At 73.0% G+C, this 12779-nt stretch carries 5 protein-coding genes (1 of these 5 only partly in view); all 5 read right to left on the bottom strand.

Features of this window, described 5'->3' with window-relative positions:
* Positions 1-2 precede the first annotated feature (2 nt).
* Positions 3-650, bottom strand: coding sequence for a HEAT repeat domain-containing protein (locus ABTY62_RS00090; protein ID WP_352127019.1), 648 nt, complete (start codon positions 648-650; stop codon positions 3-5).
* A gap of 94 nt (positions 651-744) precedes the next feature.
* On the bottom strand, positions 745-2106 hold the full coding sequence (locus ABTY62_RS00085) for an RICIN domain-containing protein (RefSeq protein ID WP_352127018.1): 1362 nt from the start codon (positions 2104-2106) through the stop codon (positions 745-747).
* Between the two features lie 48 nt (positions 2107-2154).
* Positions 2155-5277, bottom strand: coding sequence for a hypothetical protein (locus ABTY62_RS00080; protein WP_352127017.1), 3123 nt, complete (start codon positions 5275-5277; stop codon positions 2155-2157).
* Positions 5274-5990, bottom strand: coding sequence for a type VII secretion system-associated protein (locus tag ABTY62_RS00075; protein WP_352127016.1), 717 nt, complete (start codon positions 5988-5990; stop codon positions 5274-5276). The genes ABTY62_RS00080 and ABTY62_RS00075 overlap by 4 nt, the downstream gene beginning before the upstream one ends.
* A gap of 50 nt (positions 5991-6040) precedes the next feature.
* Positions 6041-12779, bottom strand: partial view of a lonely Cys domain-containing protein gene (locus tag ABTY62_RS00070; RefSeq protein WP_352127015.1) — the final stretch only. The gene runs 48353 nt beyond the window's last position; 6739 of the gene's 55092 nt are visible here — the last part of the coding sequence; its start codon lies off the right edge, out of view; its stop codon occupies positions 6041-6043.

Here is a 12779-nt window from a genome sequence, read left to right as displayed (position 1 = left end):
GCCTACCGCCCCTCCTGGCCGGGCCCACCGAGCGCAACGGTGCGCTTCGCCTCCTCGATCGCGAACTCGAATCCGGCGTCCGGGTCGCGCCACAGCCGTTCCGTGGCGTTCGCGTGCGCGCGCACGCGAGGGTCGGGATCCGTCGTCGCGGCGCCGAGTGTCGGCAGCATCACCTCGCCGAGCGCGATCAGCGCCCGGCTGAGGCTCAGCTGCGTCTCCCGTTCGCCGCGCCCGAGCTGTGTCGCCAGCACTACGGCCAACTCGTGCTCCTCACCTTCGGGCACGAGCACGACCGCTGCCCGCCAGGCGCTCCGGGCCACCTCGTCGTCGGCGTCGGACAGCAGCGCCGGTGTGATCGCCTGCCACGCCTGCCGATCCCCGATCTTGGACAGCGTGTGCAACGCCTGGCTCCGCGCCTGCACACGCTCCGAGCGGACTTCGTCGAGAAGCAGCGGGACCGTCATCGATGCCGCGTGGCGGGTGAGTGCCCACGTCAGCGTCTCACGCACGGAGAACTCGGGCTCGATCGCGCATCGCTCGACGAGCGCGCCGATGCACCCCGGGTCCGGGGTCGTGCCGACCGCCAGCGCCGCCTGTAGCCGGACCGACGGGCTGTTGTTCTCCAGCGCCTGGAGAGCCTGCGAGGTCATGAGGACCACCTCCTTGACACAGTGGATGCCTTGTCACTGTGTCAAGGTCAAGCGGAGCCAGGGCTGGGTCGGCGTCAGCGGCGACGCGTGGCCGTCATGACTCGCCCTTGGACAGCAGGCGCCACTCGTGGTCGTCAGTGGTGGAGCACGTATAGATGCCCAGACGTGCTTCGTTGCCGCCGAAGTCGGGCTTCTCGCCCCAGACCTCCAGGCACCGCTGATCGCTGGCGTAGTTGTGGATCCAGAACGTCCGGTTGCCGCCCCGGTTCTCGACCCACCACAGCTGGTTGTCCTGGAGCGTGAGATTGCAGTGGGTCTGGTAGAGCCCGGTCCTGTCCGGCTGGCTGCCGCGGTCGGGCAGGTCCAGGCACAGGCCGCTCTTCTTGTTCTTGATCACGACGAGATTGCGGCCGTCGGGTCCCTTGCCCTTCTGTGCCAGGACGAAGTCCCAGACCTGGTTGTCCGCGTCCCAGTCGTCAAGGCAGTCGTGCTGGAGGACGACGCCGTCGAGCTGGCCCGTGCCCTCGCCGGGCAGGTCCGCGCACCGGCCGGTCGAGACGTTCTTGAGCAGGAAGTTCGTGCGCTGGTCCGGGGCGATCACGTAGGGCTTGCCGGCCGACACCACCTTCTTCGTCCGAGGCTTCGGCTGCTCGCTGCTCGGCTCGGGCTCGGGCCGGGACTTCGGCTGCTCGCTGCTCGGCTCGGTCCGGGGCTTGGCCGTCGGCGAAGGGGACTTGCTCTCCTTGGTGGGGGACGGGGCGGGCGACTGGGCGGTGTACGTGCCGGGGCCCTTCTCCTCGAGCTTCGGAACCGTCATGCCCGAGGTGCGTTCGGGCGTCGCCTCGGTCTTGTCATCGTTGTCATCGGCCCCGAAGGCCAGGAACGGCAGGGTTATCAGCAGCGCGCCCGCGATGGCGGCGGCGGCAAGCAGCGCCTTGGTGGGGCGGCCCGAGGGGGGCTCGTCCTCCTCGCCGACCCCGGTGTCGGCGCCCGGGGGGTAATCGCCCACGGCCGACGCCATGGCGTCGGCGGATCCGCGGCCGTCCGCGTGGCCGTCGGCCTCGGCAGGCGGTACGTCCGGAGCCGCGGGAGTGTCCGGCGCCCCGGCCTCGGACGCCGCCGTGGCCCCGGCGGAGGCCGCCGTGACCCCGGCGGACGCCGTGGTGGCCCCGGCCGCGCCCGGCTTCACTGACTCAGCGGTCTCAGCGGTCTCAGCGGTCTCGCCGGCCGACGCGGACTCGCTCGACGAGACCTTCGGCTGCTCGGCGGTGTCCGCTTCGGCCGCGACACCGGCCGCGACACCGGCGGCGCCGCCCTCCGTACTCTCCGACTTCTCCGCACTCTCCGCACCCAGCGGTGTCAGCGCGGAGGGATCCGGCGTACCGACGGTGCCCGGCAGGGTGACGGCGCGGCGCACCACGGGCCCCTTGGGGTTCGTGGGTTCCTGACTCGACATCATGTCTCCTTTATCGATTCGTGTTATCCATGCGCGGCGGCCGACCGGTCACCGGCCGTGACGGCGCAGCGCCTCGTCCAGGCGGTCGAGCGCGGCGCGGTCGTGGTCATCGAGCCGCGCGTCCTGCGGTACCGCACCGGTGGCGGACGGGGAGGACGCGGTGGCGGGTACTTCTCGCAGCAGCACCAGCGGGGCGCCGTCGGTGTCGCGGACATCGAGCACCCGGAGCAGCGTCCCGGGGGCGAAGACGACCTCGTCCCCGCCGGAAGCGGAGCCGGGGCGGCCGGTCAGCTGGCGCGTACGACGCCCGGTGACCGACCAGATGGCGTACTGCGCGCCGGCAGGGCGTGGCGCCCCGGCCCCCAGCGGCAGCGCACACACCGGCCCCGGGTCGCGCAGCAGGGTTCCGGGGACCAGCCCACCGTCCGCCTCGGGGGTAAGGCGGCACGCCGGGCCCCGGTACGACGGCAGGCGCCGCAGAGCGGAGGCCACACAGGCGGCGTACGGCAGCAGCCGCTCGTCGCCCGTACGCATGCCGCGGGCGAGCGCGGCATGGCTCAGCCGCGCCGCCGGGGTGTCCGGAGCATCCGGGGCATCGGGGTCGTACGAGGTCTCCAGGTACACGTGGAGCGCGATCAGGTCGATGCGCGCCGCCTCCTGTTCCGCCCCGCGCAGCGCGGGCATCCGGGTGAGGGCGCGGGTGACCGCGGCGCTGTGCCGCTCCCACACCGCGTCCGCGAGCGCCCGGAAGGCGGTCCGCTCGGCCTCCGTACTGACATGCCCCGGCAGGAACGGAACCGGCGGCAACGGCCGGAGGGGCACGGACGGCGTACGAGCGGCCCGGGGCTCGGGCGCCGCGCCCGACGGGGGCCCCTGCGTGGACTGCGACACCGTGGTGGACAGTGGGGCCGCCGGGGGTACGGCGGGTGCCGGTGGCTCGGCAAGCGCCGGTGGCTCCGAGGACTCCGGGCTCGCCGACGGAGTCCGCGTGGCCGGGGTCACGGGGGTGTTCCGCGCCGCCTGGGGGGCCTGGCCCTGAGATGGGCGCGACAGCGGGGAACCCGGCTGGGTGGGCCGGCGGGTCAGGGGGGATGCCGACGGGGCGCTGTCCCCGTCTCCGGCACCGTCGGGCGGGCTCTGCGACCGGAGCAGGTCCAGCATCGCGTCCAGTCCCATCGGGGGCAGCGACTGGCTCCGCTGGTCCGGCTCCATCGGGGGTGGGGGCGTGTTGCTCCCCGTCCGCAAGGGGCGTCCCACTCCCGGGGGTTCGGGCCGCTCGGGGTCCCGTACGCGGCCGGAGCCCGGCGGCTTGCTCAGGCCGGAGCCCCCCGTTCGCGGCCCGGCGGGCTCCGGGGATCCTGCCCCTGCCCCGGATGTGGCGGACGCGGCAGGCTCGCCGGGCGCGGCGGAGGTGTCGCGCGCGGCCGGGGCCGGGGCCGCGCTGACCATCGACGGTCGCGTCGATGGGAGCGCGGGGCTCGGATCCTCGGTGGCTTCCAGCTGCGTTGCCTCCGGGAGCGTGGCTTCGGGGAGCGTGGCTTCGGGGAGCGTTCCCAGGGACATCGGATCGCGCTCGTGGTCCGGCTCGGGCTCCGCCTCCGCGGCCGGGGCGGACGCGACCGGCGCAGGGCCGGGCTCCGTCGGCGCCTGGGCGGACTCGGCCGGGGCCGGGCGCCGCACCTCGGGCCTGGCGGGCGCGAGGCCGGCACCGAAGCGGAGCGTCCGCAGGCCGTGTTCCGCGGCTATCCGGCGCAGTTCGCGGCCACCGTCCGCGCACGTACCGAGTACGAAGAGCCTGGCCCGGCCGCACACGTCGGCGCCGAGTCCGCCGAGCAGTTTGGCCAGCACGGGGTACAGCGTCGCGTCGATCGGCCGCCCGGGATGGCCCAGTTCGATCGCCGGTCCTTCGGGGTCCACCGCGCGGCCGGTGGCCGGTGGCGGCTCGCTCTCGGTGTCGGTGATCCACAGGCCCGCCCGAGTGACCGTGACCCGCCACTGCTCGGAGAGGCGTATGGCACCGTGTTCCGCGCTGCCGCGGCCCGGAACCGGCGGGCTCCAGCGCGACAGGCGGGGGCTCGGGGCGGTCTCACCCTCGCGCGCCGGGGCGCACACCACGGTGTCCACGAACGGCTGCCAGCGAGGCGCGCCGTCGGCGCCGACGAGCACGGACCGCACCGTGCCGGGCTCGGTCGGCATGCCGTAGGACATCAGCGGCATCCCGGTGCGGACGACGAGTTCGACGCCGAGCGAGTCGGCAACCGACTGGCTGGTGCGCAGGATGTCCCGGGGGCCGCCGGGGGCGAGCCGGACGCGGGGCCTGACGGCCTCGGGGAGGGCGGTGAGGAGTTCGGTGAGGTCGCCCGCCGGGACGTCCTCGTCCTGTGGCGCGCCCAGCAGCACGGTGGGGCCGCGCGGGTCGGCCGGTACGGCGTAGCAGAGGTCTTCGGGGCGGAGCGGGTTCGCGTCCCGGGACCGGATCAGCACGCCCGCAGGGATCTGCTCGACGGCGTATCCGCCGGAGGTGCCGACCGGCAGGTACTCGACCGCGGGCTGCCACGCGGGGGCCGGCTGGCGCGAGCCGATCCGCACCGGTTCCGCCCCCGGCGCGAAGCGCCACCATCCGCCCCGCTCGCCACCGCCGCGCCGGCCGCCCCGGCCCGAGCGACGCTCCGGTACGAACAGACTGCCGCCGGGCACCACGACGGCGACACCATCGGGGGCGATCACCTCGATCTCCCAGGCGTCGGCGATCCGGCGGGCCACGGCGGGCTCGTCCGGCCGGTCGTCGCCCGCTGCCGCCAGGACGAGCCGGACCACTCCGACGCCGTCCGAGCGCAGCGAGTCGAGCACCCTGCCGAGCCGCGGCCACAGCTCACCGGCCGACGACGCGTCGGCCCCGGCGACCACCGTCACGGTGTGCTCCGGGTCGGCGGAGAGGGCCCGGGCCAGGTCGGCGACGTCGGAGGCGGACAGCGTGTCGTCCACGGGGGAGCGGAGCAGCATGACACCGCCGTGCTCCTCGACGAGCAGCGCCCCGCCCCGCCCGCGGCTCCCGGGACGCTCCAGCGTGGTGACGGGCGCGGACGGCGCGGGGTCGGCGGCGGGCCCGGTACGGGCTCGGGCGTCCCGCCTGCTGAACCAGCGGGCTCTGGAGCCCCCGGAACGGCTCACGCCTGTCCTCCTCGTTCTTCCCGGGCACCGGCCGACGTGGCTTCGGCCTGATCCGCTTCGGCCTGATCCGCTTCGGCCCGTTCGCCCCCGTCCGTCTCCTGCGCCGGGGCGCTCTCCACGGCCGCCAGCGCCGCCACCAGCTTGTCCGTGACCAGCACCATGCTCACCGCGGCGGAGCTGTTGACGCACACGTTGTGGCCCTCGGGGATCCGGTCGAGGACGTCGGCGATCCGCACCCGCTCGAACCCCAGCGGGCCGGTTTTGTGGAGGTGGCGCGCCGAGGTGTAGATCGGGACCACTGCCGTGCCGTCGGCTGCCGACGCGCTCACCGGCCGGCCGTCCGCCGTGACCAGCATCGCCAGTTCGGCCTTGGCCAGGGCGGCGGTGACGTCGTCCGCCGGGCCGTAGCCGGTGGTGGCGAGCTGGACGGCGCGGTCCACGTCGTCGGTGGGCTCGGGCCAGCCCCGCGCCCCCGGCGATGGCACGTAGTCCTCGTTGGCCTGCCACTCGACGATCTCGCCGTTGTCATCGGAGCGCCACTGGCCGACCACCGCGAACTCGGGCGGCGGGGCCTCCCCGCGCCAGGTGGGGTCGGTCAGATAGAGCCAGTGGTTCGGCGCCGCCTTGGCAGCCTGGACGAACTCCTCGGGCGGCGCGGGGTCCACCGCGGGAGCGGTGGCAGGGGTGGTGGCCTCGCCGTTGGACTCACTCATCGTGTCCTCGCTTACTGTCGTGCTGTTCTGACGCCCGCGTGGGCGTCCCTTCACCGGTCTGAGCTGTCATCGCCCTGATCGCTCCCCGCTGCCTCCTCGGCCTCGTCGTCCAACTCGGCGAAAAGCGCCAGGGCGTGCTCGTCGGGGAAGAGCCCGTCGCGCGCGACATGGGCCCGCAACTCCTCCTCGGTCAGCGGATAGACGTTCCGGTACCGGTACCAGCCGTCCACGTAGTCCGGGACCCCCGGGTGGGCGACCTCGTCCAGGAGGAGCTGGGCGCCGGCCATCACCTCGTGGAAGCTGTGGTGGCGGTGGTCCGCGGACGCCATGACGCTGACGATCCCGGCCCTGAGCAGGCCGAGGTCCACGGGGAGGTTCGTGAGGCTCGACATCCGGGCGATGCACGTCAGGATGAAGTAGGCGGTGCCCGAGGTGCCGGTCAGCACCAGACCGCCACTCTCCTGGGAGCGTGCCTGGAATTCGGCGGACATCGGCAGATCGGTGGACAGCCCGGCAGGCCTCCACAGCAGTTTCCCGTCGTCCCTGACCCCGAGCAGCCGTTCGTCCTGGCTCAGCGGGGGCTGGACGTCCTCCGGCCGCAACCGCGTTCGCAACATCGCCTCCAGGTCCTCCACCTCTTCCGCTATCTCCTCCTCGTCAAGGCCCGCCGCGCGCAGTTCCCCTTCCGTCTGCTTGTAGCGCGTGTACGCCTCGGTGTTCCGCCGATCGTCGCGCTCCGCTTTGGTCACCGGATGCCTGCGCACGGTGCCTCCCGTGAAGGCGGGGAGGAGACCGTTTTTCGCCCCGCGGAAGAGGAAGTCCAACCGTTCGCGCAGATTGCCCGATTCCACGACTCTTCTGAGGCTCTCGAAGGACATCCCGACCGCCCCGACTTCCGTCGGAAGATCGCTACCGAACTTCCGGTAGTCCGCGCCGTTGTGCAGGGCAAGGACCCAGTACGCCTGCACCACCCTCGCGAACTCCGCGTTGATCCGCTCGTCGGCCGCCAGGTATGTGGCCAGCCGCTGCTCGTAGTCGAGGGCTTCCTCGGCATAGCGGATACGCGCCATGTCCCAGGGCGACGCGGGGGACGCCTCGGCCGGCACGGGCTCCTCGGACTCCTCGGGCGCGGAAGGCATCCCGGCGTTCAGGAACGACTCGAAGTCCGGGAACGACGCCGGGTCCGGGAACAACACGAGCGGCGCCACAGGGGCGGTCGTCGCCTCCGGCTTCTCACCCGCCGGTGTGGCGGAGGAGGCGGCAGCGAGCCCTGACGGAGCTGCCGAGCCCAGAGCCGTCGGTCTGGTCGTCGTGGCCGTGGCCGTAGTGGGCGGAGCCGTCGTGGAAGCAGCAGGCCCCAGGAGCCTGGAGCCCGGGAGCGGGTACGGCTGCGGGATGGGGCGCGGGGCGTTGGAGACGGGCGGCTGCGGGGCCTCCACCTCCGCCTTCTGCCAGACGGCGTCGGAGGCGGCGAGCACGGTGAGCACCGACCGGTTCTGATCATCCGTGCCGGACAGGTCCGTCGGGGTGTCGGTCCAACCCACTTCACGGCCCACCCGCTGCGCCAGCCGCCTGGCCACCTCGCCGATGCCGGGAGCCGGCCAGGCGTGCGACAAGACGATCAGGGTGTCCTCTTCCTTGTCGGTCAGGGTGAGGTCGTTCGCCAACAGCTCCAGGAACTCACGGACCGGCATCTGGAGCATGCTATCGCCGATGATCAGCTGGATGCTGTCGGGATCCAGCTCGTCCAGTTCGATCCGCACCAGGTAAGGGGCCGGCTCGGTCGCCTGCTGGTTCGGGCCCACGTGCCGCCACGGCGCGTCCTTCAGACCGCCGGGCGCAAGGATCTGCGCCAGGCTCACCACCCCTGACCGCGGCTGCCCCGTGAAGTCACGACCGCTCCCCCGGGCCCCGTCCTGGACCGTGTGCAAGCCGGTGCCCGTGAACGCCCCGTACTCCTCCTCCAGGTCGTATGCGGCCGCCACGTCCGGGTCGGACGCGTCCCGCCCCATCGCGAACGCCTGGGTGAGCCTGACCCGCAGGCGCTCGCGATGGTGCGGCTCGGCGTCGAAGTCCGGGTCCAGGTGGAGCACCCGCACGGCCAGCTTGTTCACTTCATCCACGTCCATGCCGGGTGCGCTCAGCAGATCCATGGTCTTCACCCACGCCCAGAACATCCGCGACCGCTCCACCTCGCCCAACTGCCGCTCCGGGCCGGATAGCTTCAGGGCGTCGACGGCCTCGGACTGCGCACCACCCCCGTTCAGCCACCCCGCGGCCAGCCATACCACCGGCAGCTCCACGAAGTCCCGGAACGGCACCCCCGCCTTCCCCGCCGTCGCCGCCGCGGCCAGCACCCGGCGAACGACGTCCTGATCCACCATGACCCCGGGCCCGGCATGTGCCGCGATCACCCGCCGCAGCAGATCCAGCGTCAGCGGACCCGCCTGCTTGAAGTCGTCGTCCGCCAGCCACATCGACTCCACCGCCGCCACCCCCCGAAGCAGCTCCCCGAAGTCGGCACGGTCCTGCGCATGGACCCCGAACATCGACTTCAGCGCCCGCAACCCATGCAGCGTCCGCTCCAGCACCTCCGCCGGCACCGCGCCAGGCCCCGAGTGCAACTCGGCCACCCGCGCCAGCCGCTCCAACTCCGCACCCTCCGGCTCCGGCCGCAGCAGATCCCACCCCCGGGCCCGCCCCTGGGGGTCGGCGAACAGGGCCCGCATGTACGTGCCGTTCTCCTTCCCGAACCCCTGCGGGCCGTGGGAGACACGCGCCCAGCGCCGCGCCCCGTTCACGATGTGCTGCCCCACGGACACCACCCGCAACGGATCGGCCACGAACACCTCGGGAGCGAAGTAGCCCCTCGCGGCGGGACCCGGCCTGTTGCTGTCCTTGGGGGACCCGATCCAGCAGCAGGAGATGTCCAGCCAGCGGTCCTTGGGCAGCCGGGACACCAGCCACGTCACCCACGCCACCGCCTCACCCCCGCCGACGAAGCGTTCGACCACGCCGCTCCCGCTCGACACCGTCAGCACCATGTAGCCCGGAATGCCATGCAGGGTGATGCGGTACGCGTCGGCCTCCGGGAACGGACTGCCCTCGGGACCCGGACGCGGCAGCTCCAACTCCGGCCCCAGATCGCCCAAGACGAAGTGGTAGTCGAAGTACGTCGTCATCTGGTCGCTGTGGCGGCCCGGCTTCTCGAAGTCCTCCGCGTACTCGGCGGGGTCGAACGAGGCGTCGCCGATCCGCTCTCCGCTCGCCTCGCTGACCGTCGGCAACATCACCACGTCGGGGTACCAGTCGGGCTCGCTGCCATCGAGAACCGGCCCCTGGCCCGGCCGGAGCGGGAACCAGTCGCCCGTGGGAACCCCCGGCCGCCCGGCAACCGTGTCGATACCGCCCCGCTGGGAGACCTTCACCTCACCGCTGTGCGGCCACACCACCAGACCCGTACGGTCCGCAAGCCTCTGCAACAGCGCACTGTGACGGCCCAGGAAGGGAACGGCCACCACGATCGGGGTGCCCGGCGCCAGCCCCGCCCGCGCCACGTCCGCCGCCACCAGCTCCACGAACTCCTCGACGTCCACGTCCCGCGTCGAACCGTCCGGCAGCCGCACCACCACCTTCTTCTTGTCCTCGCGCCAGTCGGCCCCGACGACGTACGGCCACTTCCCCTTCGGCCACGGTGTCTCCCGCCTGGGGCGGCCGATGGGGGCCATGGAACCGTCAGGCCGCGGCGTCAGGACCTCGCTGAAGTCCGTGTCCAGCTCCAAGGCGTCCGACCCCAGCCAGTTCAGACCCGGAACCCCGCGCCCCCACAGCGTGAAGTGGCCACTCCGGACCGACCCGGTCGCCCCCAGCCTCTCCAGATGGAACGCCCCCAGCTCCGCCAGACTCCCCACACGGCCATCCGCCTCCGCATCCCGCACCAGCCCGAACAGCTCCGCACGCACCGTCTGGTCCACCGGCGCGCCCTTCGGCAGCCGCAGCACATGACGGGCCAGCACGTCCACGTCGAACGGACCGCTCCGGAACCGCCGGTCCCGCCCGTGCACAGCCTCCAACAGCCGCTCTGCCGCCGCTTCGTCCGGGGACTGCGACGCGGCGGCTGTCTCCGGGGCGAGCGGGGCTGGGGACTCGGCCGTCTGCGGGGCGACCGGCGCGACGAACACCCGCGAAACGGAGTCCCCCGGCGCGGATGTGGACGGCCCCGACGGCGCCCGCTCCGGGCGGGCTCCGCCGGCGGGCGGTGCACTCTTGGTGGGCACACCGCGGGACGTCGTCGTCCCACCCGCGCCCGCCAGGGCCGCGGGCGCGGTCGCGCCGCCCACGTCGGACTTGGGGAGCGGGCGCGGGACAGGGTACGGGGCGTCCTCGGCGAACTGCGGCGCAGGAGGAGCCTCCTCCCGCCAGCCTCCGTCAGGGGCGGATCCGGCGGGCGCGGTGAGCACCGGAAGTCCCTCGTCGCCCATCTCGGACAGGCTCGTCGGCACATCGGTCCACCACACGTGACGGCCCAGCCGCCGCGCCAGCCGCCGCGCCAGGGCGCCCATGCCGGGCCCCGGTTCGGAGAACGAAAGGACGACCCGAGTAGCCAGGGCACGGGACATCAGGTCGCGGTCGTTCGCCATCACCTCCAGGAACTCAAAGACCGACATCTCCTCTGTCCGGTCCCCGAAGGTCACCTCAAGACGGTCCGGGTCCTGCCCGTCCGGCTTGACGCTCACCAGATAGGGGACCGAGGCGTCCTCCCGCCACGGCGCGTCCACCAGACCAGCGGACGTGTGGATCTCCGCCAGATTCACGTCCTCCGGCCGCTCACCCGTGAAGTCGCGGCCGCCCCCCGGGTCCCCGTCCATGTCCGTGTCCACGGCGGTGACTTCGAAGACCTCGTGCTCCTCCAGGTCGTACGCGGCCGCCACGTCCGGGTCGGACGCGTCCCGCCCCGCCGCGAACGCCCGGGTGAGCAGCAGCCGCAGGTCGTCACGTTCCGACGGGTCGACGTCGAAGTCCGGGTCCAGATGGAGCACCCGCACGGCGAGTTCGTCCACGTCCGCACCGGGCTCGTCCAGCACCTCCCCGGCCTTGACGCGCGCCCAGAACATCCGCGACCGCTCCGCCTCACGCACCTCGCCGGGACCGGAGAGCCGCAAGGCGTCGACGGCCGCGGCCTTCGCGTCGGGAGAGCGCACCCACGTGGCAGCCTCCTGGAGCGCGGGCAGCGTCACGAACTCGCTCAACCGGGCCCCGCGCAGCCCGGCATCGCGCCGTGTGGCCCGCTCTTCCGCCGCCTTGGCCAGCACCCGGCGGGCGGTCTCCTGGTCCACTCCGGCCCAGGGCTCCGCATGCGCCGCCACCACCCCCGTCAACAGATCCAGCGTCAGCGGACCCGCCTGCTCGAACTCCGGATCAGCCCGCCACATCTCGTCCACCGCCGCCACCCCACGCAGCAGCTCCCCGAAATCCGCACGGTCCTCCACATGGACCCCGAACATCGACTTCAGCGCCCGCACCAGCCGCAGCGTCCGCGCCCGCACCTCCGCCGGCGCCTCGCCACCGCCCGAGTGCAGCCCGGCCACCCGCGCCAGCACATCCAGCTCCGCACCCTGCGGCTCCGGCCGGAACAGAACCCACGCCCGGTACCGCCCCTGGGGGTCGGCCGTCAGGGCCCGTACGTACTTGCCGCCGACCGTGTCCATCCCCTGCGGGCCGTCGGAGGCGCGCACCCAGCGTCGCGTCCCGTTCGCGATGTGCTGCCCCAAAGCGACCTCGTCCAGCGGATCGGGCACGAACACGCCGGGCAGGGCCTCACTCGCCGTGTTGGGGTTCGGCACGGCACGGTTCTTGGGAGACCCGACCCAGCAGCAGGGGAGGTCGATCCAGTGGTCCTTGGGCAGTCGGGACGTCATCCAGATCGCCCACCGGACTGCCTCGTCCTCGCCGACGAGGCGAGTGCCGAGCTCGCCAGTGGCCCTGTCCCGCACCACCAGCGAGAGGTAACCCGGTATGCCGTGCGAGGTCAGACGGTACGCCTTGTCCTCGGGGAACGGATGGGCCTCAGGACCCGGGCGCGGCAGCGCGCGCTCCGAGGTGACCGCGTGCAGGGCACGGTTGTAGTGGACGAACGTCGTCGCCTCGTCGAGGTGGCGGTCGCTCGCCTCGAAGTCCTCCGCGTACTGGGCGGGCTCGAACGAGGCGTGGCCGATCAGCTCGCCCGTCGACGCGCTGACGACGGGCTGGATCACCACATCGCGGTACCAGTCGGGCGCGTCATCGTCGAGCACCGGCGTCTGCCCCGGCCGGTACGAGACCCAGGCACCCATGCGAGCGCCAGGCCGTATCACCGTGTCGATCGTGCTCGGCCTGTCGCGGTGCGGGCTGATCGTCACCTCGCCGCTGTGCGCCCGCACCACCAGACCGGTACGGTCCGCGAGCCTCTGCGGCAGGTCTCCGTACTGGCCGTCGGGGAAGGAACCGGCCAGCACGATCAGGGTGTCCGGCGGCAGACCCTCCCGCTCCACGTCCGCCGCCACCAGCTCCACGAACTCCTCGGCACCCACCTCCCGCGTCGAACCGTCCGGCAGCCGCACCACCAGCGCGTCGCGAAGCCCGGAGGTCGCCACGACGTACGGCACCGTCCCCTTCGGCCACGGCGGCTCCTGCGCGTCATCGAAGCCGAGCGAACCATCCGGCTGCGGCACAAGGACCTGACTCCAGGTGGTGTCCAGATCGACAGCCGCCGGTCCGACCCAGTTCAGACCCGGAACGGGGCGACCGTGA

This window comes from Streptomyces sp. NPDC097640 (assembly GCF_040302705.1).
Lineage (GTDB): Bacteria > Actinomycetota > Actinomycetes > Streptomycetales > Streptomycetaceae > Streptomyces.
Note: the sequence above shows the minus strand (reverse complement) of the source record. Positions and strands in the feature narration are given on the sequence as shown.

Excerpts from the sequence above, each read along its gene's own strand:
- ABTY62_RS00090 (WP_352127019.1), bottom strand. The coding sequence starts at position 650 with ATGACCTCGCAGGCTCTCCAGGCGCTGGAGAACAACAGCCCGTCGGTC.
- ABTY62_RS00085 (WP_352127018.1), bottom strand. The coding sequence starts at position 2,106 with ATGTCGAGTCAGGAACCCACGAACCCCAAGGGGCCCGTGGTGCGCCGC.
- ABTY62_RS00075 (WP_352127016.1), bottom strand. The coding sequence starts at position 5,990 with ATGAGTGAGTCCAACGGCGAGGCCACCACCCCTGCCACCGCTCCCGCG.